The following is a 26,359-nucleotide window of genomic DNA, read 5'->3' on the forward strand; positions in this document are numbered from 1 at the left end:
CAGTTTGGGCCGTTGCCGGGGCTGTCGCGCGCCGGTTCGGCGCGCTGCGTATCAGCCGGCGAGCGGGAGGACGCGAATCCGCAGCGTGGCCGTTTCGGTCGCGCCCGGCGCGAGCATGCGCAGCCCGAGACCGTTGTGGATCGCATCCGGCAGGCCGAGCCAAGGCTCGACGCAGTAGAAGTCGGAATCCGGTTTTTCGGTCCAGGTCGTGACCGCGTACCACGGGATCGAGCCCGGCACGTCCAGCGCGATCTCGATCGTGCGGCGGCGGCCCGGCATCACGATGCGCACCGGCGTGGACCGCTCGCCGTCGAGGCAGTGGAAGCGGTCGAGGATGTCCGGATTGTCGAGGTGGTAACGGGCTTCGCCCGGCTCGGGCGTGCTGATCGAACCGTCCGCGCGCTGCGCGCAGCGGCGCGTGGGCGGCAGCTCGAGCGTGGTTTCGGCGCGTTCGCCGTGCGGCAACGCGAAATAGAAGTGGTGGCCGGCGTAGTAGGGCAGCGGTGTGGCGCCGCGATTGGTCGTCGTGAGCGCGACTTCGAGCGTGTGCGCGTCGGCCAGCCGGTAGGTCGTTTCGAACCGGAAATCGAACGGGTAGCTCGCGTGCAGCGCGTCGTTTGCGTCGAGCGTCATCGACAAGGCGGCGCCGTCGGCCGACGGTTGCGCGGCGAACGGCAGGTCGCGCGCGAAGCCGTGCATCGGCAGGTCGCGGACCACGCCGGCGGCGTCGCGCCAGCGGCCGAGTTCGCCGTCGACGCGGTGGCGGCCGAGGAACGGGAACAGCAGCGGATTGCCGCCGCGCACGCGCGCGAGGTTGCTCCAGTCGGCCGTTTCCGGCCAGAAGATGACCGGTTCGCCGTCGACGTGCCATGACAGCAGGCGGCCGCCGAATTGCGGGGCGACCCGGACGAGCGACGGGCCGGCGTGAAGTTCGTGAATGTCGTGTTGCTGGAAGATCGGCATGGCGAATCGGGTTGGGCGGGTGGACGGGACACGGCGCGCTCCATTATCGGGCCGCCGCCGGTCGGGGAAAACCCTTCTCGGGAAATTGCGAGTTTTTAAGACTGTCAACGGTCTGGATAATGCCTCTAAACCGGTGAGGTTGCCGGGTCATGACACTTCGTGGAGGGGGCCATGGATCTGGCAATGGCAATGGGACTCGCACTGTTCGGCATGTTCACCGGCAGCACGGTATTATTTTTCTATCAGCTCGGCCGCTGACGGCAATTTCTGCCGAAGTCGAAAAGCCCGCCATGCAAATGGTGGGCTTTTTGCTTTCTGGGCGCTTACAAATTGCAAGCGTTTGTGTGCATTGCCGCAATATCCGGCCAAATGCCTTGGCGCAGTAATCCTGGCTCGGCATAATCGGGGCGCGTTTTTTTCGGACGCGCATCGCGTCGTCCGCCTTTCTTCCCGCTTCATCTTCACTAAAAGGACCGACGCGTGAGTCTCTGGTTTCTGGTATTCCTGAGCGTCCTGCAGGGCGTCACCGAACTCTTCCCCGTCAGCAGCCTTGGCCATACGCTGCTCGTGCCGGCGCTGTTCGGCATGCACATCGACAAGCACGCGCCGCAACTGCTGCCGTTCCTCGTGGCGCTCCACCTCGGCACCGCGCTGGCGCTGCTGTGGTACTTCCGCGCGCGCTGGATCGCGCTGATCGGCGGCTTCTTCGCGCAGCTCGGCGGCCGCAAGAACGACGACGGGCACCTGATGTGGGCGCTCATCATCGGTACGATCCCTACCGGCATCGTCGGGCTGCTGCTCGAGAAGCGCATCGAACGCGTGTTTCACGACCTGCGGATCGTCGCGATCGCGCTGATCGTGAACGGCGTGCTGCTGTGGCTCGGCGATCGCATCCAGCGCAGCCGTGCGCATCAGCCGCCCGAGAAGATGACGTTCAAGCAGGCGTTCTTCGTGGGCCTCGCGCAGATCGGCGCGCTGATTCCGGGCTTTTCGCGCAGCGGGCTGACGATGATCGCCGGCAATGCCGCCGGGCTGACGGCGGAGAAGGCGGCGGAATTCTCGTTCCTGCTCGGCACGCCGATCATCTTCGCGGCGGGCGTGCTCGAACTGCCGAAGCTGTTCCATGCGCGCGACCAGCTCGCCGATGCGTTGCTCGGCGGGGTGCTGACGGCGATCGCCGCGTATCTGAGCGTGCGGTTCCTGATGCGCTATTTCGAAGGGCGCGGCCGGCTCGCGTCGTTCGGCGTGTATTGCGTGATCGCCGGCGTGTTCTGTCTCGGCTGGTTCATGCTGCATCCGCAGCCGGTTTGACGCTGCGAGGGCCGGTCTCGCGTGATGTGACGCGATGATCGGGTATAATTTCGGGCTCGGTTCCATGCCGGGCCCGTTTTGTTTCGGGGTTTTGAGTTTGGTGGTTGCTGTTTGCAGTTGCTGCTACTCACCCGTGCCAAATACGGTCCGCGTCAGGCCGTGTCTTTTCTCCTCGACCGCCCTTAGCTCAGTTGGATAGAGCAACGGCCTTCTAAGCCGTAGGTCACACGTTCGAATCGTGTAGGGCGGGCCAGTCAGATCAAGCTTCTGCGGTTGCCTTCCTCGACGCGCCGCTGTGTACTGAAGTTCCATGTAACCGCTATGTAACCTGATTTCATCAATTCGGGGCGAGAACCATGGCGCACGCAAGTCTTGGAATGCACGCGCCGCGCTCGGTGGATTCCAGGACCGCGTCTCGATACAGAATCTAGCGACGTCGCCGCGATCCAGATACGACGAGATTCCGCCAAGTTGACGGTGGCTTTGTGTATCGTAGTGTGTACCATAAACATTGGGTGCCAAATCAATCGGGCGCAGGATTTGCCGGCGGCCTCCGGGCATGCTGCGCGGAAATGGCAGACTTCGGGGTAAAACATGAAGATCAGACAACTTCGGGGCGCAGCTGCCTGCATATCTCTCGCCGCGGCCTGCAACACGTTTGCGGCAAACTGGGTCGAGATCGGCCGATCTTCGGATGGAACTGCAACCGTCCTACTTGACGTCACGAGCGTGGCATTCTCTGGTGGCCATGCAAAAGCATGGTTTCTACAGGACAACATGTACTCACTGGATGTGCCCGGCACATACGTCAACACGAGATATGTGTCCGATAAGGCGCTAGTGCTGTTTAACTGCGATCAGCGAACGTCTGCTGCAACGCAAACCGTCTACTACGACGATCATCGCGGGAATGGCAAAGTCGTTTGGTCATGGTCGACGCCTCCAGCTACAGCAGCCTATTCAGATATCGTTCCAGACACCATTGGAGAGGCTATGCTCGAAAGCGTCTGTGCATTCCGACATAAGACAAAACCCGCACGAAAGTCGCTGGGGCCATCGATGTGATCGGGTCTTGTATCAGCTGAACACTCAGCCGGCGCGTATGTCAAATCCCAACGAATTCCGTGGCGCTTATCGGGAACCTCGGAACGCGCTAATTGCGCGACTCAAAGCGCAATATCCGGGCCTTACGGACGCGGAACTGGAAGCGTTCGGGCTGTAGCAGGCAACGGGCGCGCGGTCGGACGATCATGCCCACATCTGAGGCGCATGCGATGCGTGCCGTGGCGCGCTGCCGGTCGCCGCGCTGCGATCGTGCGGCCCGGGGCGACGTACTGGCTCGCGACCGCGGCCTCTGAGCTTTTCATCACACCGGACTACGAAGCCGGGTCGATTGGCATGTTCGTCGCGCATCAGGACTGCTCGAACGCACTCAAAAATGAGGGCGTCAAGACGACGCTGATAAGCGTGCGCGCAATTTTGAGCAGACGCTCAAGATGCGCCCGAACCCGAGCGGCCGAGCGTCTACCCCGTCGATTCGCGGGTCTGCGGCGCGCCTGGGAGGGGCCAGAAGGGGCTTAATGGGTCATGAAGCCGGTGCCGCGCCGAGGCGGCTCGATCTTGCCGCTCGTGCCCAGCATCGCCCGGACCATCGAGCGCGCGCGCTCGTCGTCGCGCTCGCGCTGGAGCGCGGCATGATCGACTGAGCAACGCGCGGTACGATCCGCCCGGCGCACCGCCCACCATATGTACAGCAGGCCTGGCACGAGCCAGCACAGGCACAGTATGAGCGCGACCAGCACCGACAGGGGTTCGTAGGTGTGCGGTGTCTGTTTTTCGCAGACCGGGCAGAACTGCATGCGCGTTTTCATGTTTCCCCTCCATTCGCCCCGCCTCGCGGTGACGCCACTGAAAATCAAGTCGATTCGAGCAGATCTTTAGCAATGGGGCTCATTCAAATATCTCCGTGATCGTGCGTGCTCATGACTGACTCCCCTTGGTGACAGCGGTCAGTGACCAAACAAAGGCGGCGATCCAGCCAAGCACCGACCAGCCGAGCAGCACATTCAATCCCGTGATTGCGACACGGTTATGGTGGCGGCGCTTGAATGCGATCAGCGAAGGAATGAAGTACAGCGCGAGGATCACGACAGCGAATGCCCATGGGCGCATCGCGTCCTGAGCTTGCTGCGCGCGCGCATAGTCGGCGGCATCAGATTGGCTGACGGCGATCGTGGTTTGTTGCGTGTTCGTGTTCATTTGATTCTCCCGTGTGTGTGAGGGGGCGGCGCGTGCCGCCGGTGCCGCAGTACTCACCGCGACTTCTCGCAGCACTCAGGGGACCGTGCAGTTGACTCGCGGGCCGGATGTGATGGTCGAACACGAGGGCATGATGGTGAAGTTTCGCGCTTGGGTTGGACCGGCAACGGGGTTTGCCGCGGCAGTGGCGATGGGGGTCGGTGCCTGAGACGACGCTGGGATCATTGAAGGTGCGCCGCTCGCCGTCGCAGGAGCCGCGCTCATTTTCGCCGCGCCCATGCTGACGGTAATCATCGTCGGGTAGTCGAAGCCGGCCCCCGTACCCATATCGATCGCCGTGCCGAGGATGCCTCCGAACAGAAGATTGCCGGCGACCATGCCGCGAGCTGATGAAGCCACGGTGGAGATACCCGACTCGCGCCCTTCCTTGTCACACTTGATGTTCAGGTCCCCCATCGATCGATGCAGAGAAACTGAACCAGGCGTCGTGACGAACCACGTACCCTTGTCGTTCGTAAGCTTGCAACTCGCGCTGGTCACCGCCTCCGTCGAGCTTCGCGTCTCGACCGACACCACCTGCGTCGAGCCGTCGATGATCGAGGCACAACCGCTCAGGGACAACAGCCCCGTCACTACCCATATCGTTTTCATCGTCTTCCCCGATTCGTATTGCGCGCCGCGTATCAGCCGTTGGTCGCCGCCGACGCGCTTGTTGTTTATTCCCCGATTTCCATCTCGCGCAAAGGGCGCGTGAGTCGAGCATGCATCAGATATGCCACCTCCCCCTGACGCACAGCCGGGATTGGTTTGGGGAATGGGGAAACGATGTCGGGCGGGGCACCCATACCGTGTTGATTCAGTTTTGAAACAAGACCCACCTCGTGTCTACCAGACGTGCAAACCCTCAATTGTGTGAGGACGTGCTTGTACTGAATGCGCACAAGAAAGATTCTTTCGCGCCACCGCTTCATCGCGAGACATCATCAGTTCGCGTATTTCGTACCAGATTCGACTTGTCGAACGGCTAGCGCCATCAAGTAGGACCGTGGCTCACTCGAAGACGTCCCGACCGCACTTCCGGTTGCAAAATTGAAACGGGGTTCACATGGCGGCCACGCGCACCAATTCACAACACATTGGTTTGCCGTTCCAAGGAACTGATGCGCTGTTCGAGATCGCACATTTCGAACATCTTCGCGATCTGCGACAGCGCGAAGACGAAGCGCGCGCCGTCCTGGCTGTCGATCCGGTTCGTCCGCATGTCGCGGTAGACTTTCGCCATTTCCCGGCGCACAGCGTCGAGGTTGTGCAAGTTGACGCGGGGGGCAGGCAAAACGACGAGTTCAGTCGTCGTCTCGCTCACCGGGTAGGCGTTTGTGAATTTTCGCCGCATAGCACCTCCCTTTTTTCACGGTCGCGACGGCCGTTATCCGGCAACCAGACGACGTAAGACAGGTCGCGTTCTCGCGCAACCGCGTCGAAGTCCGGCGGGTTGCTAGGATCGTAGATCAGCACGCAGTAGGTAACGTTCGTCTCGACGGACTGAACAGCGAGCGCCTCCTCAAGTCGCTCGATGCGAGTCTTGATTGTCATGGCATCCCCCCGGTACCCGAGCGTGGTATTGCCGGCGGTGGTTGCTGCTGAACGTCCTGCGCGGCGCGGCTGCGCACGACGTTCAGCCTGTCGCGAAACCACGTGAGATCGTCGCGCACGGTCGAGAGCGAAGGCTGGTGCTCGACCAGGTAGAAGATGTAGGCGCGGTACTCTGCTGACCATCTGTCGATCGCAGCCAACTCCGCGACCAGCATGCGCAGTTCGCACCGCCACTCCGCTAGCATCTCCAGCGTGATGCACGGCCCCCAAGGGCAAAACGATGCTCCGCTCTCTTCGTCACGAGGCCAGCCGACGCCGGCGTCGCGACTAGAACGAGCATCAGTCGAGGCAGTGCCAGAAGTGCCATGAACCCCTTCTGGCACCTCTGGCACCGAAGCGTGTACACCCCTTTTCAGTTTCAGGCGTTCGAGATACGGATTCATGGTTGCGCATCCGGGTGCATTTCGAACACCGTTTTAGTGCGCCCGTCTGTTGCTACGGTGACGCCGCGAACCCAGCCATACTCGCCGAGCACGCTAAGCGCGTTGCCAACATCTTCCGGTGTTTGCAACATCGACCAATGGTGACGATAAATGTCGCGTGCTGTGAATCGGTCAGCCACCTCACCATGACGTATTCGCTTGAGCAGCGCCTTTGCACTGTCAAGGTCATCACCGGTTCCCAGGGCATAAGCACGTTCGGCATGCGATCGAAGGTAATGTGCCCAGGCTAGTGCACGCAGCATCGCGGAATCACTTATAGCCCCCTTGCCGTCGTTCGCAAGATGACAAAGCAGCGCCAGACTGGGCACAAGCTTCCGGTACTTCGCGAGATGGGATTCGACAGCCGGGTGCAGGTGTCCGCTGCGCAGATCGCTCTCGTAAGCAATTCGCCATTCGAGAAAGTGCTCGGCCGCCGCCTCGTCGAGTCGAAGGAAAGGCGGCTGTCGGAAATCTGGTTGATTGTCGTGTCCGGTGACGATTTCGGCTCCCCAGTCGCCCAGCGGATCGGCAGCATCAAGCCTCGCGAATAACGCAAAGGCTTTTCGCTGCGCGTCACTGTCGGGAATTCGATCGACATTGCACCACTCGCCTGCGACATCTGGATACACCAACAGGCCGAAGCGTTGAATCAATCCATCGTCGGCAGCGCCACCTTGCGTCGCGGCACGGATGTATCCCGCAATTCGGCCCGGTTGCGTCGAGCCGAGCACGGACAGGCAAACAGCCTCCGCGCGCAGGTTACGGCCACGGCCGATTCGGTCAGCCACATATGGTTGGTTGCCGTTCCACCCGGTCAGATAGAAGCCGCGTGAACCTTCCTGTCCGTCCCGTTCAAGAGATTGCAACAGGGACGCCAGCTCGTCACGATACGCACCGATGCCTTTCGGATTCTCACGACAGATTTCGAGTAGCGCTTCACACGTCGTATCGTTGACCAGATAGCGCCGCATGCCCGGCGCTTCGGGCTCCAGGATCGATTCAAAATTGACACTCGCCGCCGGATTCTCCGCAAGCTGTCTTGCGATGCTCTTTTTCTGCGCGTCGAGCCGCATCGCATGAATCTGCGCGGCTGCATCATATTCGGCCTTCTCTGCGACGTAGCGGCGCGAAGCAACATCTTCCAAGCAATGTAGCGGTGCGAGTGCGGCCGACATTGCGGGACTCTTGAGGACACCCGGCCGACCAATCAAGCAGGCCCATTGGTTACCATATTCGGTCCAGTCGTCACGACGCTTCGGGCGAACGCCGACACGCCGTCCGATCACAATACCGAGCGCCGCCATAACCGTAACGCCAACAAAATCAGGCGGGCATTGAATGCGCTCGACCACATCACACACCCACGGGCGCAGCGTCTCAGGCACAAGCTCGAAATCGAAGGGTTCGACCGGCAACAACGCATTCGGCAGGGGCTCGGGATGATCCGGCCACGGCGCACAACTGGCGGACTCTTTACTGACCACGGCGAGTTCGTCCAAGAAAGATTGCCCTCGCACGACTGCGGCATCATTCATGGGGCACTCCTGCTGCGTCAAGCGCCGCGTTAATGCGCTTCACGGCCAGAACAAGCCTCGCGCGGTCTTCAACAGCAAACGGGTAACCATCAAGCAGCGCTACGCCAGCGGTCGCCACGACGAGCGCCTCGAATCGGATACACGCCAATACGTCCATGGCCGGAAACGGATGCCGTTCGGGTTTCAGGCCGACTGGTCCGCCGATCGGCGCGGGAAACAAATCGGACACCGTCAGCCCGACTGCATCCATCACCGCGCCGATGTCGCAGCCCGCGAAGCAGTGCACCAGCAGACGACCGTCATCAAGTTCTCGCACTGCGAGTGACGGCCCGTGATCATTATGGGCGGGGCAGCGCGCTTGCCAGCGATGCGGGCCGCTATGCCTCACGGACGCGAGGCGCGAGAGGAGAAGATCAACGCTCATCGTCGGCACCTTTATCCGTCGTTTTTGCATCCGCCTTACGAACACCGCTCAGCAGCATTGCAGAGTCCGAGGCATGCCAAAGCAGCCTGCCGCTCGGATGTTTAATGGGTCGGGCACCATGGTAATGACCATAAAGACAGTAGTTCTTGCGGACTGTCTGAGGAGCGCACTTCTGTGCGGCAGCAAACTCCTCCGTGGTCAGGAGATCACGTGATCCCGTATCAAGATGTTGCGCAATTGCCATTTCGCATCGCCTTCCCCAAAAATCCTGGGAATTGATTTGTCATGGCTATTTTTATATATCAGTTTATTTTTTATGTAATTCGGATGGGTCGCAGATTGCGGCTGGATAGCGCGAAGCCTTACCCATTAAGGTGTGCAGTTGAATTGGGTAAATTAAATCGCCTGACTGGCACGTTGATTCAGTGTGTTTTAATGTAAACCAATGCAAAATAAGATGTGTTTTAGACTCCAATTGCTTAATAATATTTTGTTATGGTGTCGGTCGGAAAGCCGGGTGGAGCGTTATATGAATCTCGAAGAATCCGCTTCGCCTACCGCACGGCCCGCAAACCCTCCACCATCTCCGGTGCAGGGAATTTGACGCAAGCCTGTTCGAGCATCCATGCTTCGATCTTGTCATGCCACATGCGCAGCAGGTCGAGCGGACGGCGGCGATAATGCTTTTCCGCGATGGCGCTCGGTTTGTGTCCCATTATTTGAGCAACCACGCCAACAGGAACCTCGCACCATTCGGACAGCGTGCCGAACGAACGGCGCAGGCCGTGGAGGCTCACATGGGGCAATCCGGCCACGGCCAGCGCCTTGTTATGCGCCGTACGTGGCTCTGCTAGCTTGCCGTCGGCGGCGCGCTGGCTTGAGAACACCCACCCCGACGGTTTCCATTCCTTACCTTCTGACTTCATTTGGGCGAGTGTCCGCACATTCGGCGGCGTGTCGTTCCGCCGCTTTAGTTCGAGCAGCAGAGATGCAAGATAGGGCGTGAGCGGGATAATACGGCCCGTTTCTGTCTCCACCTTGTCGGCTACGTGAAGGCTACGCCACTGAAAATCCACATCATCCCATCGGAGCGAGGCCATTTCTTCGCGGCGCGCGCCGGTCAGGAGCAGGGCTTGCAAGTAGGCGCTGATAATCGGGTTGCCGATCTTGCCCACCGCAGCAAACCAAGCCGGTAGCTGCTCGCGTTGCAAGCAGTCGTCTTTCGCGTTTACGCGCGGAATGGCGGCGCGAACGGAGCGGGCGGTATATGCGTTCGATGCAATCAGGCCGGCGTATATTGGCTTGTCGTCGCACCATCGGATGAATGCGCGCAGCTTGCGATAACTTTGCTCGGCGTTCGTCGGGCGCGTTTCGGCCTCGGCTTCCAGCCATTCGGTTATTCGCTGCGCCGTCAGGTGCGATAGCTTCAACTGCATGAGCGCGGCTAGCGGCCCCGCGACCGTCATGCCTTTCCCACGCTTCTTCGGATCGCCGCCAGCATGAGCCAGCTTCTCATGGTCGGAGTAGTGGCGGTTGCTCCACTTGCCGCGATTCGCTTCTAGGTACTCGACCCATGCCTCGCGCACGGTCACATCCTGGCGGTGCGCCTCTATTCGGCGTTGCTCTGCGGCGACGCGCTGCTCAGCGGCTTCCTCGCGGGGGTCCTTACCACTATCGGTCAGGCGTTTCAGGCGGCGCGCTTCGTCCCGTGCGTCATCGATGCTCCAATCCTTCGGTGCGCCTATCGTGACGCGAATAGTCGCGCCGTTGAGCTTGCCTTGCCAAATGTAAGTGCGCGCACCTGCCGTCGTCGCGCGCAGCCCAAGGCCAGTTGCTCCGGAATCCCAGATGAACGCCTGAGATTTTCCGGTGGGGCAGGAATGCCCGTTGACCCGCGCCGCCGTGAAATTGACCTTCGCCATCACGCGCCCCCATGTAGCCCGTGTAACCACCATGTAACCAAATTCTAGGCAAATTAATCAATCTCGGTCAACCTTGCTGAGGGAGGGGATTCACTGCGAAGCATTATCTGGTAAGGGTTTTGGACGATTGTTGGAAAATCGGTCAACGCCGGTAAATGCCAACTTGCTCGGCCTTCTAAGCCGTAGGTCACACGTTCGAATCGTGTAGGGCGGGCCAGTCTGAGCACTTCCAGACGTTCCCGGGTTACGCCGGGGTTACGTGCGTAGTCTCACGTGACCATCCTTACGAGCACAACTTCAACCGGGACTGGATCGAGCGACAGCTTTCGCATAGTGAGCGCGACGAAGTTCGGGCGGCCTACAACCACGCCGAGTATCTGCCCGAGCGCAGGAAGATGATGCAGTGGTGGGGCGACTATCTGGGTAGCGCGACAGACTCGCAAGACAAGGCATCCCATTGATCCGGATAGAGAAAATCTATTGGCCACTATGTATCCGGAAGGATACATTTTGATCATGAACACGATCAACCAGACCGAAGAGTTCTCAGACTGGCTCCGCGATCTGAAGGATCGTGTAGCAAAGGGTTCGATCCTTTCCCGGATCAGGCGCGCCCAGCTCGGGAATTTTGGTTCCCACAAGGACCTTGGCGATGGCGTTTCAGAGATGAAAATTGATGTTGGTCCTGGCTACCGAGTGTATTACGGAAGGCAGGGTGGCACCGTCTACCTGTTGATTTGTGGTGGAGACAAATCGAGCCAGGATGCAGACATCAAGCATGCCAAGGATATTTGGGAGCAATTCAACAAGGAGCAGCAGCCATGACCACTGCAGAGAAGGTGAAGATTTCGCCCTTCGATGCATCAGACTATCTGGACAGCGAAGAGGCGATTGCGTCATATATCAACGCAGCAATTGAGGCCGACAATCAGGATCTTCTGCTACTTGCAATTGCGGATGTTGCAAAAGCGCGAGGTATCGCGAAGGTTGCTGCTGAAGCAGGCCTTGGTAGAGAGAGTCTATACAAGACTCTCAGACCTGGCGCGAACCCGAAATTCGAGACAGTCAACAAACTGATGCATGCTCTCGGCGTCAAATTTGCCGCAGTACCCGACAAGAAGAAGTGATTACCATCGACGATGGCAATTACTGAATCCGCCTTTGGAGAATGACGAGAAGAAACTCGCAGTTGCTCTCGTTACATCGATGTTCGCCACCGTCGCGCTCGCACAAGCGTCGACTCCAGCGGCGGCACCAACGAAGACAAGCGCCAAGGCGAAGAAGCACAAAGCTCATAGCGGCAAGCCACCCTCGACAAATCGCCGCTTAATGGGAGTAACAAACTGCAGTGAGTGCGACCAGGTCATGATGAAGCCCCGCCCCGAGCGGGGCTTTTCACATCATGTGAAAAACGCGCGATGATGGCGGCGTTGCGTGACCCGGGACACCTCTCTATCCTTGTCCTCAACTCAAACTGGCCATCGCGGCAAGGACCCATCATGACGGAAAGAAAGTTCGCAATGTGGTTGATGTTCCTGCTGCTCTCGACGTTGGGTATAAACGCGCATGCGGATCAGTCGGGGTTGTTGATTCAGAAGGGGCCAAACAATCGGTACAACTACGTTCCTAGCGTGATCATGCTCGCGGACGGGACGCAGAAGATGTGGTGGTGTGGTGGCGGAGCGTCGAGCGACGTTATTCTTTACCGCTCTATCAATGCGAATACGCAGCAGATCATTACCGATACGACTCAGGTTCTTGTGGAAGGTGTGAGCGGATCGTGGGATTCTGCATTTGTGTGCGACCCATCGGTGATCATGGGTGATTTTATTTATCCCGATGGTAGTGGGATGCATTACTCGTACTTGATGTACTACACCGGGACTGATAATTCAACCAATGGAGGAATTGATAACGGCGTTGGGGTTGCGTATTCGAATGATGGGATCAATTGGCGAAAGTGGCCATTCCCGATATTGCGTACGTCATCGACAGAATATGGAATCGGAGAGCAGTCTGCAATAAGCGCGGATGGGAAGTCTGCGGTCTGGTTGTTTGTTCTGCAGAAGCTCGACTCGTCACCTCAGCACTACCACTTGTACTACTCGACGGATGGGGTGCACCTTCAATACAAACTCCAGGTTTCGGAAGCCGGTGTGATTGGCGATTTCATCACTGAAGCGGACTTCGCTTTCGACTACAATGGCGGAAATGTTTATATGGTCACAAATCGTATAAACGATGAGGCGACAATGGATGTTTATCAGATGCCATGGACAAGCCTCAGTAATGGAAGCTGGCAGCACTTCGCGTCGCTTGGAGCGAACGGAAGCTATAAGCCTACCCCGACGAGCTATAAATACAATGGAGGGGCCGGATTCTTGAGGAACGAATTTGGAAATAACTCGACGTGGCTTCCGATGATTGAGGTGTTTTTCGGTGCCGGGTTGGTTATTGATCAAACGGACATGTGGTGGTGGCAAACGACGGGGAACTGAGCGGCCGGCAACGGATGACCAGGCTCAGCGATCTCAATCGACCGTCGAACCGGGCCAACACTGCGGATGCTGATCGTGCGAACGGTGAGGCGAGCACGTGCGACGCTGCAGTTCTATCCGGCCGATGCGATGGCAGCTGAGCCTTCCCCACGTTCCGCTGAGAACGAGGGGACGAAATGGTTTGGTCACATGCAACGATCACCGGCGACCAAATTGGAGACCACAAGATAATGAGCCGTCTTTCAGACATTGAACTCGCCGGCGCCAAGAAAATGGCGCACAAAGCTATCGCTCTCAGCGAAGCTGCGATGCAATTTCGCGCTGCATTGGCAGCGACTGCGACGGATTCGAATGCCGCGTCTACGCTCGGCCTGTTTGTGCGGAACTCGGAAACGAATGTCGTGCTCAACTTCGCCCTGACGACACCGCATGGATCAGTAGAGGTCGTTTTTGATCAGGCTCTCAAGGGTGGTGAACTGGTTGGCCGCTTCAGATTCTTCTTGATCGAAACCGGGCCGACGCGTGAGCAACGTGCCACCGAGATCTGGACAATTCTGTTTACGGAAAACGGGAACGCCACATGGGACCCACCTGACGCATTCGCGTGGAACTTCATGGCCGACGCCCTTGCCACTGAAGCGTACATGGGGATGGCTGTGCTGACTCTGTTGGCGAAGCTGCAGAAAAACGTTCCAGCATATTGAAGAAGCGCAATTCGAGACCCCTCGCGATGAGGGGCTCGTCAAACGATAAGCTTCGCAAACGGGGATAATGATGTCACTTCAAATGGAAATGGAGAAAGATCCGATGGAAAGGATCCTCCAGAAATTTCGCATGCAGATTCGGCTCGCATGTAGGCAACTGAAGCGTTCTTCATTTCAGCAAGAACCTGCTTATGTCGCTGCCCTCATGGGTAAGTTGGCGGGGATGGCGATTCACGAGGACAGCTCGTGGCTCACAACTTCAGTGGTTAATGATCGCGGGCCCGGTTCGGCGGAATCAAAATATGGCGCTGATTTTGCGATCATCCTTGAGGATGCGTCTGGTTTTGGCAAGGCTATTCTCGGTCAGGCGAAGGGCATGAGCATCGCCTCTCTGTCGCCATCGAGCAAGTCTGATTTCGATAAGCAATGCAGAAGGATGGCGAAGAAAACCAGGCACTTTGTTGGATTGGAAGCCCCTGTTTTGCCGGATACGATGCCCATAGTGCTGAAGGGTAATTGGGGGCCGCCGGTGTCTGTGCAAGCGCCACAGCCTCTGGACGATTACTTAGTGGAAGTCTTCATAGCATGCAGACACGGTGACACGCGTCGGGATTTTGTCTCAGCTGTGAAGAAAAGCGATTTACTGCAGCTTCGCCTCCTGAAGGCTCGGTAAGTCTTGACGTCTGCTAATTGCAGACCTATGCTTTGACTGCCGCTGAGACAACAGCGGCCGGGCCTGGAAACCCGAACGAACACAGGCGGACAGACCGCCGCTGCCAGGCGGTATTTTTTCGTCCGTAGTATCATCGCACGCTCAGTTTTATGGGTGGGCCATGGTGGGGAGGCGCTCGCGCCTGCCGGTTCCTGTGTTCCGGTTTTCCAGCCCTGCCATGTGCCTGCCCACCCCGTCTGGAAACGGGATGGCAGGCTCTTGAAAAACACAGGAGTCCGAATTATGGCCGCCAAGGTATCCGCTCGCCCCGAGCAAATGCAGTCCTCCCTCGAAATCATACGCAACGCATTGCGCGCCGCCGCACTCGCGCCGTCCGACCGTGACGCACTCGACGCGGTCGGCGACGCGCTTCGCCACCTGGCCGACCTCGCTCGCGCGGAGGTGCGCCATGTCTAAGCTTCAATACAGTGAAGCGGCTACCGCCGTCGTCCTGACCCATCCGGGATTCGATCGGCCGCCCGTCATCAATCCTCGTCGGCGCGGCGAAAACGTGTATCCGTTGTGGACGCCGGACGTGCTCGATGTCGCTCGCCGGATGCGTGACATGCGTGAGTTCGACGCCGTGGTGTGTTGCGCTTACGTATGGTGCGTGAGTCTCGAGCAAGCGCGCGAGCAGATTGCAGCCCGTGTTGCTTTCGCTTGCCTCAGCGGCCGACAGATCGATTTCCACGATGCTGCGCTTTGCCTCGCCGATAGGGAGACGCGCCATGTCTAAGCTACCGTCGTTCATCGAATCGCCCTGCGGCGGCACCGTGACGGTGACCACCGTGCACGAGAACACCGACATGCGCGAGTTTGCGGCGCGGCGCGCGCAGCAACTCGAAGAACTGATCAAGCTGGCAGAGGACTGCGGCGACGAATACCGCCCGCTGGTCACGATGCTGGTCGGGGAGGTTGGACGCGCGAAGTAGCAGCGCTGCTTCGCGCCGTTACTGGCGAAGAGGTGCAGCGTGCCTGAGCAAACCGCCGGCGTGGGTGGTGGGGCGCATCGCGGGGCGAATCACGCCAGCGCCGATGCTGTTAAGTGTGTCGCATCGCGGCGCTTTCTGGGCGAGCATGGGGCGAAGAATGCATGAAGTGTGTACAGCGTCTTGAATTCGTGAGACCAACGTTGTAATGAATTACCAATGTTTCTGACGCCATACAGGCTAAATAAATCAGGTGCGCATGGGACGAGAAACGCATCAACCGTGCTTAGGGCTACCTTGTTTAACGGACCTAGGCTGGGCGAGGTATCTACAATGCAATACTGATAATTATTTTGCTTTGCATAGGCCAAGATTAGTCGGCGCATTTCCCCGAGAGTCCGCAGTGCTAACGGCTGGCCAATAAACGTATCACTCCATCTTCTTGAAATCATCTCCTCGTACATGTGCAGGGTAAGTCTCCCCGGAATGAGGTCAGGATTCTGAGCGAGGGGCACCGGGGGCGGGAGCGAATCTAATTCGGCAGTTCCTTCCTCAGTGGGTTTGAGAAGGAAGTGCATTGTGCGTGGTTCGGTGCATAGACTTTGGAATTGTGCAGGCGGAACGATTTTTCGCGTGTCTGCGAAGCCCGGCTCATCAATGTAAGGATTCTCGGCGTCCCATATCGCCTGAATCTTATCAACGGGTATTCCGTATTTGGTCCGAATTTCTGCCCGGACTTACGCCGCTCGCTCGCGCCTGCGCTCCCCCATGCACGGGTGTGCGCTTTCTCTAGCGGAGGCCGGTCAGCGGGCGGTGGTTGCGCAGTTCATTCTGTCGCTGGTGGTCGGTCTTCGTCCGCCACTCTGCCCTTAGCCCGTAGCAGCTTCAGCACCGACTCGCGGTCATCGTAGAAGTCTTCGAGAATGCGTTGGGCATATTGTCGGGCGGCGGCAACGTCGTCTGCGCTCACGGGTTCCCACTCCTCGTGTAGCACGTCGTAACCAAGCACGCGAATTTCATCCTCAGTATCGGATTCCACGAAGCGCCAGAAGCGTTCCTCCAGTTCGATGAGCCGCCCGATCAATGCATCGTCGCGTTCGATTCGATGGACCTCAAGTGCTTGTCCGCAAAGCAGCACAGCGACGTGTGCCGCTGTCTTGCCGGTGACTGCGAGCTGATGTTGAACCTGAATCTGCACGTACTCGGGCGCACCTTCTCGCCAGAGCCGCGCGCCGAACTCGCCCGCTGTCTTGCATTCGAGAATCTGAACGTCGGGCACGCCGACAATTTCCCGATCGATGTTGGCGAGCATCCACGGGATCGTCGGATGGCGCAGTACTGCGTTGACCTTGCGAACCTTGTTGCCGGTCTGCCGGGTGTACGACGCGGCTACGATGGGTTCCAACAGCACCCCCCAATATATCGGCGACGTCATATCGTTCGGATCGGGACTGGGAAGACCTTCCGCGCGTCCGGTTTGCCGGCGTGTCGGCCGGTCCATGATGGCGAGCCAATAGAAGCCCACCGCGAACATTGCGACGAGCGCGAGGCCCAGCCCGATCAGCACAAAAGGTAGGGGGATCAGAGATCACGGAAACTCCTGAGCGAAGTGCGCCGGTGCGGCAATGCATCGACGGAGCGGCCGTAGCTGGCCGTGCTCAGGAAGGCGATATGTGGTTGAAAGAAATTTGATTACGGCTCATGCACCGATTCGACCTCGCAATTCTGTCAGGAATTTTTGAGATGATGGGTGAGGTAATATTCGCGCGGATTGCCGTAGCCAATACCGTCGATATTTGTGACTAACCGAATACGCTGTTTAGTCTGCGAGGTCGGGATTGCCGGTCGGCGTGCTCGTCGCTAATACGAGTGCGGAGAGGTCCCCAGTTCGTCGCTTCTCGGCAACGCTTGACACTTGTTGACGCTGTTCTATTAGATTCCGTGGGATGTTCGAGGCCCGTGAGAGCGGATCGGACGAATCGCGAGTAGACCAAGATCATGAATAAAAACCATTATCGGCTGGTATTCAGCCGCGTACGCGGTATGTTGGTTGCGGTGGAAGAAACCGCCAGTGCATCAGGCAACGCAGGGCGGGGCGAAATCGGTTTCGCCGTTCGTTCGCCGCACGTATTCGCAAGCTTCACGCTTCGTCATGTGGCACTCGCCGTACTGGTTGCGGCCGGCGTGATGCCGATATGGGCCAATGCCCAGGTTGTTGCGGGCGGCGCGCACGCCCCGTCCGTGATCCAGACACAGAACGGACTTCAACAGGTGAACATCAACCGCCCCGGCTCGTCGGGCGTGTCGATGAACACGTACAACCAGTTCGACGTACCTAAGCCCGGGATTATTCTCAATAACTCGCCGATTAACGTCCAGACTCAACTGGGCGGCATTATCGGTGGCAATCCCAATTTCCAGGCGGGCGATGCGGCACGTCTGATTGTCAACCAGGTCAACAGCAACAACCCCAGCTTTATTCGCGGCAAAGTCGAGATTGGAGGTGCAGCCGCGCAACTCGTGATCGCAAATCAGGCTGGCTTGGTTGTCGATGGTGGCGGCTTCATCAATACGAGCAGAGCCACGTTGACAACCGGCAATCCGAACTTTGCGCCTGATGGGTCGCTCGCGGGTTTCAATGTCAACCAGGGCCTGATCTCCGTGGTTGGCGCGGGGCTCGATACGGCCAATGTCGATCAGGTGGATTTGTTGGCACGCGCCGTACAGATCAACGCCAAGGCTTACGCGAAGACTCTGAACGTGGTCGCTGGATCGAACCAGGTTGACTACAACACGCTGAGCGCCACGCGGATCGCAGGCAACGGCGCCGCGCCCGCCATCGCGATCGACGTCAGCCAACTTGGGGGTATGTACGCGAATAGGGTGTTTCTCGTTAGTTCCGAGAATGGAGTCGGTGTTGCGAACGCGGGCGACATTGCCGCTCAAGCGGGCGACCTGACGCTGCAAGCGAACGGTCGCCTCGTGCTGTCGGGCCAGACCAATGCGGTCGGCAATATGTCGCTGTCGGCCTCGGGCGGTATCCAGAACAGCGGCGTCACGTATGGCAAACAGTCGGTCACGGTCAACACGGGCGCAGACCTGACCAACAGCGGCGCATTGACCGCCCAGCAGAACCTGACCGCCAACGTCGGCAGTCTCAACTCGACGGGCACCCTTGGCGCAGGCATCAACGCCGACAGCACGGTCGGCACAAGCGGCGACCTTAGCGTCACGGGCAACGGCCATTTGACCGCGACGGGGACCAACAGCGCTGCCGGTAACGCGACCTTCACCGGCAGCGGCGTCGATCTGTCGAACAGCGCGACAGCCGCCAACGGCAACCTCGCGCTGAGCGCGACGGCGGGCGATGTGAATCTGACCGGCTCGACCGCCAGCGCCAAGGGCACAGTGAACGCGCAGGCGAGCGGCACGGTCATCAACGACCGGGGCGATCTGTCCAGTGGCGCGGGCATGACGCTTGGCGGCGGCAACCTGTCGAACCAGAGCGGCCGCGCCAATTCGCAAGGCCCGCTGTCGGTGCAGATGGCCGGCACCGTGTCGAACCAAAACGGCATGCTGAGTTCCCAAAGCACGGCCGACGTTCGCGGGAGTGCGATCCAGAACAATGCCGGGCTGATTCAGAGCGCAGGCAAGCAAACGATTGCTGGCGCATCGGTCGACAATAGCGCGGGCCGGTTGATTTCCCTGAACACAGACGGCCTGTCGGTGACGGCAACCGGTGCGATCACGAACGCAGCCGGCACGAACGTGAGCGGCGACCCGGGCGGCCTCATCGGCGGCAAGGGCGACGTCACCGTACAGGGGAGCACGGTCACGAACAGCGGTTCGGTATCGGCCGACGCGAACCTGAACGTGATTGGCCAGAGCGTCGACAACGGCAACGGCACGCTGCACGCCGGACAGACCACCACCGTCGACGCCGGCAATCATTTTGCGAATGCCAGCGGCCGGGTTGAGGGCCAAAGCGCCGTGTTGAACGGCGCGACGCTGGACAACTCCCAAGGCACGGTCAATGCGGCGACGGTCTCGCTGAACGGTTCGACACTGCTGAACCACGGCGGTACGGTCACGCAGACCGGCACCGGCCCGATGACGGTCGCGATCACCGACACGCTGGACAACTCGAACAACGGTCTGATCCAGACGCGCAGCACGGACTTGTCGCTCACGCCTGCTGCGCTGATCAACGACAACGGCGGTACGATCACGCACGTCGGCACGGGCACGTTGACGGTTGGTAACGCTTCAGGCTCCGTCAGCAACAAAGCGGGCTCCATCGCCAGCAACGGTCGAACCGTCCTGCAAGGAAAGACGATCGATAACTCGGCCGGTTCGGCGTCCGGACAAACGGGCCTGAGCGTCAATGCGGCCGACTCGATCACGAACATGGGCGGCAAGCTCACGTCGAACGCGAATGTCGATGCGACCGCAGGCGGCGCACTCGTTAACGACGGCGGCGAACTTGGTTCAAAGACGGCAGCTACAACGATTCATAGCGCCTCGCTGTCGAACCTCGACGGCAAGATCGTCTCCCCCTCTTTGACAGCAACCGTCGCTGGCTTGATCGACAACAGCCAGAACGGCGACATCGAGGGCAATCAACTTTCGTTGACAGCTGCAAATCTGAAAAACCAGGGCGGCCACATTTCGCAATGGCAGAACGGGCCGACCACGCTCGCCATTTCCGGCACGCTCGACAATTCGAATGGCGGCGTCATTCAAACCAACAGCACGGCCCTGACGCTCGCGCCGGCCGCGCTGGACAACTCGAAAGGCACCATCACGCACGGTGGCACCGGCACGCTGACGCTCGCACCGGGCAATGGCGCGGGGACCTTGCAAAATATCGGCGGCACGATCGGTACCAACGGCCAGGCCGTTGTGAAAGCCGGTAGTCTGGACAATAGTAGCGGGGTCATCGCCGCCAAACTGGGTTTGTCGGCCATGATCGCCGGAGCGATGAACAACGCTCAGGGCCTGATGCGCTCGAACGCGGCGCTGTCGATCATCAGCAACGGGACACTGTCGAACCAGCAAGGGCACATCGAGGCGGGCACGGCCGGCGACACGAGCACGCTGTCGATTCAGGCCGCGTCGATCGATAACACCGATGGCGCGGTGCACGACTTCGGCACGGGCAAGATGACCGTGCAAGGCGGCAGCCAGATCGTGAACAGCCACGCGGGCGGTGTCGACGGCATGGGGCAGATGACCGGCCAGGGCGACGTGACGATCGCTGCGACCTCGATCTCGAACACGCAGGGCGGCCAGTTGATGGGCGCGAACCTCCGCGTTCAGGGCAATAGCCTCGACAACTCAGGAGGGCAGGTCGGTAACGTCGCGAATGCCACGGGCGACGTGAACGTTGCGATGTCGGGCGCGGTGACGAATACCAACGGATCGATCACCTCGACGCGCGACCTGTCGGTAGCGGCTTCCACGCTGCTCGGCGGAGGCACGTACAGTGCTGCGCGCGACGCGGCGATTAATCTGCAAGGCGACTTCACGACGACGCCGCAAACGCAGTTCAACATTGGGCGCGACCTGACTTTTACGTTGCCGGGCACGTTCGCCAACAGCGCGAACCTGCAATCGGTCCACAACCTGACGGTCAACGCCGGCAACATCGTCAATACGGGCGCGATGACGGCCGGCAGCGTGCTCAGTACGCATTCGGGCGACCTGACGAACTATGGCGCGATGGTCGGCGGCAGCGTCGCCATCCAGGCAAGCGGAACGGTGTCGAACCTCGGCCCTGTCGCGCTAATCGGTGCATCGGACACGTCGGGCCTGCTCGAAATTCTTGCGCACGACATCGAGAACCGCGACGACACGACGCTGGGCGATTCGATGCCGACCACGACGATCTTCGGGCTCGGCAAAGTGGTTTTGGCGGGCGGCAAGGACGCGAACGGCAACTATACGAACGCGGCGTTGATCAACAATTCATCGGCGGCGATCCAATCGGGCGGTTCGATGGAACTGCATGCTGACAAGATCACGAACACGCGGCGCGTGATGCAGACCTCGGGGGATACGAGCCAGGTCGACCCGGCATTGCTGCAACAGCTCGGCATCAGCATGTCGGGGTGCGCCGCCTACTACGTCGCGGCCTGTAGCGGTCAGGACGTGCACTGGATCAACCTGTTCCACGATCCGAATTACCCCGATTACGATCCCGCGCCCATCATCGCCGCGCTCAAATTGCAGCCGGGCGGTGTATTCACCGTTCCACCGAACGGCGGCCAATGGAACAGCGGTTATCAGTACACGACCTACGAGGGCAAGGCGGTCGCCAATACCGTGACGAAACTGAGCCCAGGCGCGCAGATCGCGTCGGGCGGCGACCTGGACGCGTCGACGGTCAAGACATTCCAGAACTACTGGAGCAGCGTGACGGCAGTCGGCAACATCAAGCAACCCGTGAGTCTCGATATGGACGGCTGGGGCGCGACGGGCCAGCAAGCGCCGGGCGTGACGGTCACGTATTCCGGCTACTACCACTACAACAACTACGACAACTCGGAACACAACTGGACCTTGCCGTTCGGCGACAAGCCGTTCGTTGGCGGACCGGGCGGCTATACGCAGGCGGCTCCTGCCGACGTGAGGAAGTACGGTCTGCCCGACTATCGCTCGACCTGGGGCGCGAACGGCACGATCTCGGGCAACGGCATGAGCGTGAACAACACGGCGGCCAACGCGACCATCCCGTCGCTCGGCCTGCTGCCAGGGCAAGCGGTGCCGGGGCTGACGATCGGGACGGTGAGCGGTAACGCGAGCGGCACACAATCGGGAGCCGCCGCGATCAAGGGAGGTACGCCCACCTGGATTGATCCGGTGATCGCGAGCGCGACCGCTGTGAACGTGTTGAACAACCTGACGATTCCGCAAGGCGGCCTGTACCGGCCGAATCCTGCCCCGAACCCGACGTATCTCATCGAGACGAACCCCGCGTTCACTCGAATGAACAATTTCCTGTCGAGCGATTATTACCTGAACCAGATCGGCGTGAATCCGCTGACCACCGAAAAGCGCCTCGGTGACGGGTTCTACGAGCAGCAGCTCGTGCGTAACCAGGTCACGCAACTGACAGGCAAGGCAGTATTGGGGCCGTATACGGACCTACAGGGCATGTATCAGTCGCTGATGCTCGCGGGCGCTGAATTGTCGAAGTCGCTGAACCTGCCGCTCGGCATGAGCCTGTCGGCGCAGCAGGTGGCTGCGCTCACGAGCAACGTGATCATCATGCAGACCGAGACAGTTGGCGGTCAGCAAGTGCTCGTGCCGGTCGTATATTTGGCGAAGGCCGATCAGCAGAACGCGAACGGGCCGCTGATCACGGCCGGCAATATCGATTTAAAGAACACGCAGGTCTTCACGAACAGCGGAACCGTGAAGGCGGACACGACACTCGCCCTTCAGGGCAAGCAGATCGACAACGCGTTCGGTGCGCTGCAAAGCGGTGGGCTGATGTCGCTCGACACGACGGGCAACGTGGATCTCACGTCGGCCAATGTGAAGGCCGGCAGCCTTGACCTGAATGCAGGCAACAAGCTGATTCTGGATACCGCGACGCAGACGACGCACCAGGTCAGCCGCGATGGCGCGACGAGCGACAAGACGACGCTCGGCCCCGCTGCGAACCTGAACGTGGCCGGCGACGCGTCGATCAAGACCGGCGGCGACTTCCAGCAGAACGCGGGCAACCTGAATGTCGGCGGGAACCTGAACGCCAATATCGGCGGCAACTGGACGCTTGGCGCGCAGCAGACCGGCGAGCACAAGGTCGTGCAGCGCGCGAACGGCGTGTCGGATACGGACCTCAACAGCGCGACCGGCAGCACGGTGAACGTCGGCGGCAAGTCGGCCATCGGTGTGGGCGGTGACTTGACGGCGCAAGGTGCGCAGCTCGACTTCGGCCAGGGCGGCACGATCGCGGCCAAGGGTAACGTGACCTTCGGTGCGGCGAGCGTCACGTCGACGATCAACGCCAACAGCTCGGGCGACCAAGGGAATCGCAGCTATGCGGAAACCCGGCATGGGTCGGACCAGGCGCTGACCGGCACGACCGTCAAGGGCGGCGATACGCTCAATGTGGTGTCGAACAAGGACATCAACGTCATCGGCAGCACGATCGATCTGAACAAGGGCGATGCGAACCTGCTGGCGGCCGGCGATGTGAATGTCGGGGTGGCTACCGAAACGCATGTGTACAACTCGCGCGAGACGCATAGCCGTAGTGGCGTTGTGAGCGGCACGAAGATCGCCAGTTCGCAAGATGCAACCTCGACGATCGCGAACGGTAGCCTTATCTCAGCGGAGGGCGTGTCGATCGGCAGCGGCAAGGACATCAACATTCAGGGCAGCACGGTCGTCGGCACGCACGATGTGGCGCTGAACGCGGCGCACGACGTGAACGTGACGACTTCGCAGAACACCAGTCAGTCATCGACCACTTATCAGGAACAGCACTCGGGCCTGATGTCGGGCGGCGGCCTGTCGTTCTCGGTCGGCAACAGCAAGCTCGCGCAGCAGAATCAGGCGTCGAGTGTCACGAACAACGCGAGTACGGTCGGCTCGGTCGACGGTAATCTGACCGTCAACGCGGGCAACACGCTGCACGTGAAGGGCAGCGATCTGGTGGCAGGAAAGGATGTCACCGGAACGGCGGCGAACATCGTCGTCGATTCGGCAACCGATACTTCGCACCAGGCGCAGCAGCAGCAGACGAGCAAGAGCGGGCTGACAGTGGGCTTGTCGGGCTCCGTGGGCGATGCGATCAACAATGCGATCAGCGACGCGCAGGCTGCACGCGAATCGGCGAAGGACGACAACGGTCGCGCTTCGGCGCTGCATAGCATCGCGGCGGCCGGTGACGTGGCATTCGGCGGTATGGGCGCCGCAAAGCTGCTGGACGGCGCGAAGGGACCACAGGCCCCGAGCATCGGTGTGCAGGTCAGCGTCGGTTCGAGCCATAGTTCGATGCAGTCGTCGGAAGACCAGACGATTCAGCGGGGCTCCAGCATCAATGCGGGCGGCAATGCGAAGCTGATCGCGACGGGCAACGGCACGCCGAAGGACGGCAACATCACGATCGCGGGCTCGAACGTGAACGCGGCCAACGTGGCGCTGATCGCGAACAACCAGGTCAATCTCGTCAACACGACCGATACCGACAAGACGCAGAGTTCGAACTCGTCGTCTGGGTCGAGCGTCGGCGTGTCGATCGGCACGAACGGTGTCGGCGTGTCCGCGTCGATGCAGCGCGCGCACGGCGACGGGAATTCGGATGCGGCGATCCAGAACAACACGCACATCAACGCGGGCCAGACCGCGACCATCGTCAGCGGCGGCGACACGAACGTGATCGGCGCGAACGTGAACGCGAACAAGTTCGTGGCCGACGTGGGCGGCAACCTGAACGTGGCGAGCGTTCAGGATACGACCGTGAGCGCTGCGCATCAGTCGAGCGCGGGCGGCGGCGTCACGATCAGTCAGGCTGGAGGCGTTGGCGGGAGTTTCAGTGCACAGAACGGCCACGCGGACGGCAACTATGCGGGCGTGAAGGAGCAGGCTGGCATCCAGGCCGGTGCGGGCGGATTCGACGTGACCGTGAAGGGCAACACCGATCTAAAGGGCGCGTATATCGCCAGCACGGCCGATGCGTCGAAGAATAGCCTGACGACCGGCACGTTGACGACCAGCGACATCGAGAACCACTCGCACTACAGCGCGAACAGCGCGGGCTTCAGCGCGGGGGCGTCGGTCGGATCGAGCGGCAAGTCGGTCGGTCCGTCGTCGGTGTCGGGCGCGGGCGGCGTCACGCCGATGGTGTTCCAGAACGACAGCGGCGATCAGAGCGCGACGACAAAGAGCGCGGTGAGCGCCGGCACGATCAACATCACGAAGCCGGGCGAGCAGACGCAGGACGTTGCGAACCTGAACCGCGACACGGCGAATTTGAACGGAACCGTTTCGAAGACGCCGGATGTTCAGAAAACGCTGTCGCAGCAGGCCGATACGATGAATGCGGCGCAGGCGGCCGGTCAGACGATTTCGCAGGGGATCGGCCTGTACGCTGACGGCAAACGCAAGGATGCGATCGATGCGGCCAAGGCCGCCTACGAGCGCGGCGACCTCGTTGCGATGCAGTCGTACATTGACCAAGCGAAGAGCTGGGATGAGGGCGGCGCGTCGCGCGCGGGCTTGCAAGCAGCCGGCGGTGCGCTGATCGGCGGGCTCGGCGGCGGCAGCGCGCTCACGGCGATCGGCGGCGCAGCGGGAGCCGGCACGTCGTCACTGCTGGCCGGACAGGCAGAGAAGATCAGCAAATCGGTGGGCGATACGACCGGCTCGTCGCTGGTCGGCAACATCGCTGCGAACGTCGTGGCAACGGTCGGTGGCGCACTGGTCGGCGGCAGCGCAGGAGCCGCCGCCGCATCGAACGTCGAGCTTTACAATGCCAACGAAGACAAGAACCGAGGCGAGGATCAGAAGGAAATCGCGGAGCTTAAGAAGGCGCTGGATAAAGAGCGCGCGATGATCGGTCAAGTCAATCTGACGCAACGCCAAGAGGACGGACTGACAACTGTGCCGGCCACGGCCGTGGCGGGTGTGTTGAGCGGCGGCAAGGCCACGGGAGGCGCAGGGAAATCATCGGGGAAGGCCACAAACAGCACCTCCGGCTCCGCACCCATGATCAATGGCGTTACGGTAACCGACCGGGTTACCGGAAACGTCTATCAAGGCACCGTTGATCTTCAGCCGACGCTAGATCGAATCGCGTCTGGCGTGAAGTATCCTTCACGTAACGACAGCACCACGTTCAGCAATAACGAAGGGCTTTTGCCGCGGCAGCCAGCAGGCTACTACACGGAATACGTTGTTCCGACACCTGGGGTGAACGGTGTCGGTCCGCAGCGGATCGTGACCGGGCAAAATGGCGAGGTGTATTACACGCCCGACCACTATAAGACGTTCATTCCCGTAAAAAGGTAACCGCG

The 26,359-nt window shown here is 60.2% G+C and carries 24 protein-coding genes, 1 tRNA gene and 2 pseudogenes; 14 read left to right on the forward strand and 13 right to left on the reverse strand.

Annotated elements, in window-relative coordinates; all coding sequences use genetic code 11:
• Nucleotides 1–51 precede the first annotated feature (51 nt).
• A complete protein-coding gene (locus tag CUJ89_RS06810) occupies nucleotides 52–963 on the reverse strand; it encodes an aldose epimerase (protein WP_114176684.1) in 912 nt (303 codons plus the stop codon).
• A gap of 480 nt (nucleotides 964–1,443) precedes the next feature.
• On the opposite strand from CUJ89_RS06810, the gene CUJ89_RS06815 reads away from it, so the two are divergent.
• The 4 genes from CUJ89_RS06815 to CUJ89_RS39035 all read left to right on the forward strand — a co-directional run bounded on the left by CUJ89_RS06815 (nucleotide 1,444) and on the right by CUJ89_RS39035 (nucleotide 3,855).
• Entirely contained in the window at nucleotides 1,444–2,274 is an 831-nt protein-coding gene (locus CUJ89_RS06815; protein ID WP_006490581.1) for an undecaprenyl-diphosphate phosphatase, read from the forward strand.
• Between the two features lie 176 nt (nucleotides 2,275–2,450).
• Nucleotides 2,451–2,527 (forward strand) — tRNA-Arg (locus tag CUJ89_RS06820).
• A gap of 341 nt (nucleotides 2,528–2,868) precedes the next feature.
• Entirely contained in the window at nucleotides 2,869–3,339 is a 471-nt protein-coding gene (locus CUJ89_RS37620; protein ID WP_152036590.1) for a surface-adhesin E family protein, read from the forward strand.
• A 204-nt stretch (nucleotides 3,340–3,543) separates the two neighbouring features.
• Nucleotides 3,544–3,855 carry a S49 family peptidase gene (locus tag CUJ89_RS39035; protein WP_114176685.1) on the forward strand — a complete coding sequence of 104 codons (312 nt, stop codon included), beginning with the start codon at nucleotides 3,544–3,546 and terminating at the stop codon, nucleotides 3,853–3,855.
• Here the strand turns inward: CUJ89_RS39035 and CUJ89_RS06830 are convergent.
• The 10 genes from CUJ89_RS06830 to CUJ89_RS06870 form a co-directional block, all read right to left on the reverse strand.
• On the reverse strand, nucleotides 3,852–4,145 hold the full coding sequence (locus tag CUJ89_RS06830; RefSeq protein ID WP_114176686.1) for a hypothetical protein: 294 nt from the start codon (nucleotides 4,143–4,145) through the stop codon (nucleotides 3,852–3,854). The two genes, CUJ89_RS39035 and CUJ89_RS06830, sit on opposite strands and share 4 nt — an antisense overlap.
• A gap of 109 nt (nucleotides 4,146–4,254) precedes the next feature.
• Nucleotides 4,255–4,533 (reverse strand): superinfection immunity protein, encoded by a 279-nt coding sequence (locus CUJ89_RS06835; RefSeq protein ID WP_236654926.1) that lies wholly within the window; start codon nucleotides 4,531–4,533, stop codon nucleotides 4,255–4,257.
• A gap of 75 nt (nucleotides 4,534–4,608) precedes the next feature.
• The gene (locus CUJ89_RS06840) at nucleotides 4,609–5,184 is read right to left on the reverse strand and encodes a hypothetical protein (protein WP_114176687.1); all 576 of its coding nucleotides are present in this window, start codon (nucleotides 5,182–5,184) and stop codon (nucleotides 4,609–4,611) included.
• Nucleotides 5,185–5,659: 475 nt separating this feature from the next.
• Nucleotides 5,660–5,896 (reverse strand): hypothetical protein, encoded by a 237-nt coding sequence (locus CUJ89_RS06845; protein ID WP_198356924.1) that lies wholly within the window; start codon nucleotides 5,894–5,896, stop codon nucleotides 5,660–5,662.
• A complete protein-coding gene (locus CUJ89_RS37625; protein ID WP_152036591.1) occupies nucleotides 5,893–6,126 on the reverse strand; it encodes a hypothetical protein in 234 nt (77 codons plus the stop codon). Before CUJ89_RS37625 ends, CUJ89_RS06845 begins: the two co-directional genes overlap by 4 nt.
• Nucleotides 6,123–6,569, reverse strand: coding sequence for a hypothetical protein (locus CUJ89_RS37630; RefSeq protein WP_152036592.1), 447 nt, complete (start codon nucleotides 6,567–6,569; stop codon nucleotides 6,123–6,125). Before CUJ89_RS37630 ends, CUJ89_RS37625 begins: the two co-directional genes overlap by 4 nt.
• Complete coding sequence (locus CUJ89_RS06855) at nucleotides 6,566–8,143, reverse strand: YfjI family protein (protein ID WP_114176688.1); 1,578 nt, start codon at nucleotides 8,141–8,143, stop codon at nucleotides 6,566–6,568. The genes CUJ89_RS37630 and CUJ89_RS06855 overlap by 4 nt, the downstream gene beginning before the upstream one ends.
• On the reverse strand, nucleotides 8,136–8,567 hold the full coding sequence (locus tag CUJ89_RS06860) for a DNA primase (protein WP_114178513.1): 432 nt from the start codon (nucleotides 8,565–8,567) through the stop codon (nucleotides 8,136–8,138). The genes CUJ89_RS06855 and CUJ89_RS06860 overlap by 8 nt, the downstream gene beginning before the upstream one ends.
• Entirely contained in the window at nucleotides 8,557–8,811 is a 255-nt protein-coding gene (locus CUJ89_RS06865; protein ID WP_114176689.1) for a DNA-binding protein, read from the reverse strand. Before CUJ89_RS06865 ends, CUJ89_RS06860 begins: the two co-directional genes overlap by 11 nt.
• Before the next feature lie 310 nt (nucleotides 8,812–9,121).
• Nucleotides 9,122–10,489 (reverse strand): tyrosine-type recombinase/integrase, encoded by a 1,368-nt coding sequence (locus CUJ89_RS06870; RefSeq protein ID WP_114178514.1) that lies wholly within the window; start codon nucleotides 10,487–10,489, stop codon nucleotides 9,122–9,124.
• A gap of 287 nt (nucleotides 10,490–10,776) precedes the next feature.
• Between CUJ89_RS06870 and CUJ89_RS38470 the strand changes: the two are divergent.
• The 9 genes and pseudogenes from CUJ89_RS38470 to CUJ89_RS06910 all read left to right on the forward strand — a co-directional run.
• A pseudogene (locus CUJ89_RS38470) lies at nucleotides 10,777–10,950 on the forward strand (integrase); the annotation flags it as partial.
• A gap of 55 nt (nucleotides 10,951–11,005) precedes the next feature.
• Entirely contained in the window at nucleotides 11,006–11,314 is a 309-nt protein-coding gene (locus CUJ89_RS06880) for a type II toxin-antitoxin system RelE/ParE family toxin (protein ID WP_114178515.1), read from the forward strand.
• Nucleotides 11,311–11,616 (forward strand): addiction module antidote protein, encoded by a 306-nt coding sequence (locus CUJ89_RS06885; RefSeq protein WP_114176690.1) that lies wholly within the window; start codon nucleotides 11,311–11,313, stop codon nucleotides 11,614–11,616. The genes CUJ89_RS06880 and CUJ89_RS06885 overlap by 4 nt, the downstream gene beginning before the upstream one ends.
• A 372-nt stretch (nucleotides 11,617–11,988) precedes the next feature.
• Nucleotides 11,989–12,987, forward strand: a complete 999-nt coding sequence (locus CUJ89_RS06890) for a hypothetical protein (RefSeq protein ID WP_152036593.1) — start codon at nucleotides 11,989–11,991, stop codon at nucleotides 12,985–12,987.
• 230 nt (nucleotides 12,988–13,217) lie between these two features.
• Nucleotides 13,218–13,691, forward strand: a complete 474-nt coding sequence (locus CUJ89_RS06895; RefSeq protein ID WP_152036594.1) for a hypothetical protein — start codon at nucleotides 13,218–13,220, stop codon at nucleotides 13,689–13,691.
• Between the two features lie 67 nt (nucleotides 13,692–13,758).
• Nucleotides 13,759–14,364, forward strand: a complete 606-nt coding sequence (locus tag CUJ89_RS06900) for a hypothetical protein (RefSeq protein ID WP_152036595.1) — start codon at nucleotides 13,759–13,761, stop codon at nucleotides 14,362–14,364.
• A gap of 282 nt (nucleotides 14,365–14,646) precedes the next feature.
• The gene (locus tag CUJ89_RS38205) at nucleotides 14,647–14,820 is read left to right on the forward strand and encodes a hypothetical protein (RefSeq protein WP_201752280.1); all 174 of its coding nucleotides are present in this window, start codon (nucleotides 14,647–14,649) and stop codon (nucleotides 14,818–14,820) included.
• Nucleotides 14,813–15,139 (forward strand): hypothetical protein, encoded by a 327-nt coding sequence (locus CUJ89_RS06905; RefSeq protein WP_152036596.1) that lies wholly within the window; start codon nucleotides 14,813–14,815, stop codon nucleotides 15,137–15,139. The genes CUJ89_RS38205 and CUJ89_RS06905 overlap by 8 nt, the downstream gene beginning before the upstream one ends.
• Entirely contained in the window at nucleotides 15,132–15,335 is a 204-nt protein-coding gene (locus tag CUJ89_RS06910; RefSeq protein ID WP_114176695.1) for a hypothetical protein, read from the forward strand. The genes CUJ89_RS06905 and CUJ89_RS06910 overlap by 8 nt, the downstream gene beginning before the upstream one ends.
• 89 nt (nucleotides 15,336–15,424) lie before the next feature.
• Here the strand turns inward: CUJ89_RS06910 and CUJ89_RS38475 are convergent, their stop codons facing one another.
• A complete protein-coding gene (locus CUJ89_RS38475) occupies nucleotides 15,425–15,910 on the reverse strand; it encodes an AAA family ATPase (protein ID WP_321970384.1) in 486 nt (161 codons plus the stop codon).
• A gap of 446 nt (nucleotides 15,911–16,356) precedes the next feature.
• Nucleotides 16,357–16,866, reverse strand: a pseudogene (locus tag CUJ89_RS06920) (YqaJ viral recombinase family protein); the annotation flags it as partial.
• A 464-nt stretch (nucleotides 16,867–17,330) separates the two neighbouring features.
• Here CUJ89_RS06920 and CUJ89_RS06925 point away from each other — a divergent pair.
• Nucleotides 17,331–26,354, forward strand: a complete 9,024-nt coding sequence (locus CUJ89_RS06925) for a hemagglutinin repeat-containing protein (RefSeq protein WP_114176697.1) — start codon at nucleotides 17,331–17,333, stop codon at nucleotides 26,352–26,354.
• Nucleotides 26,355–26,359 lie beyond the last annotated feature (5 nt).

Origin of the sequence: Burkholderia pyrrocinia (assembly GCF_003330765.1) — a bacterium.
Classification (GTDB): Bacteria; Pseudomonadota; Gammaproteobacteria; order Burkholderiales; family Burkholderiaceae; genus Burkholderia; species Burkholderia pyrrocinia_B.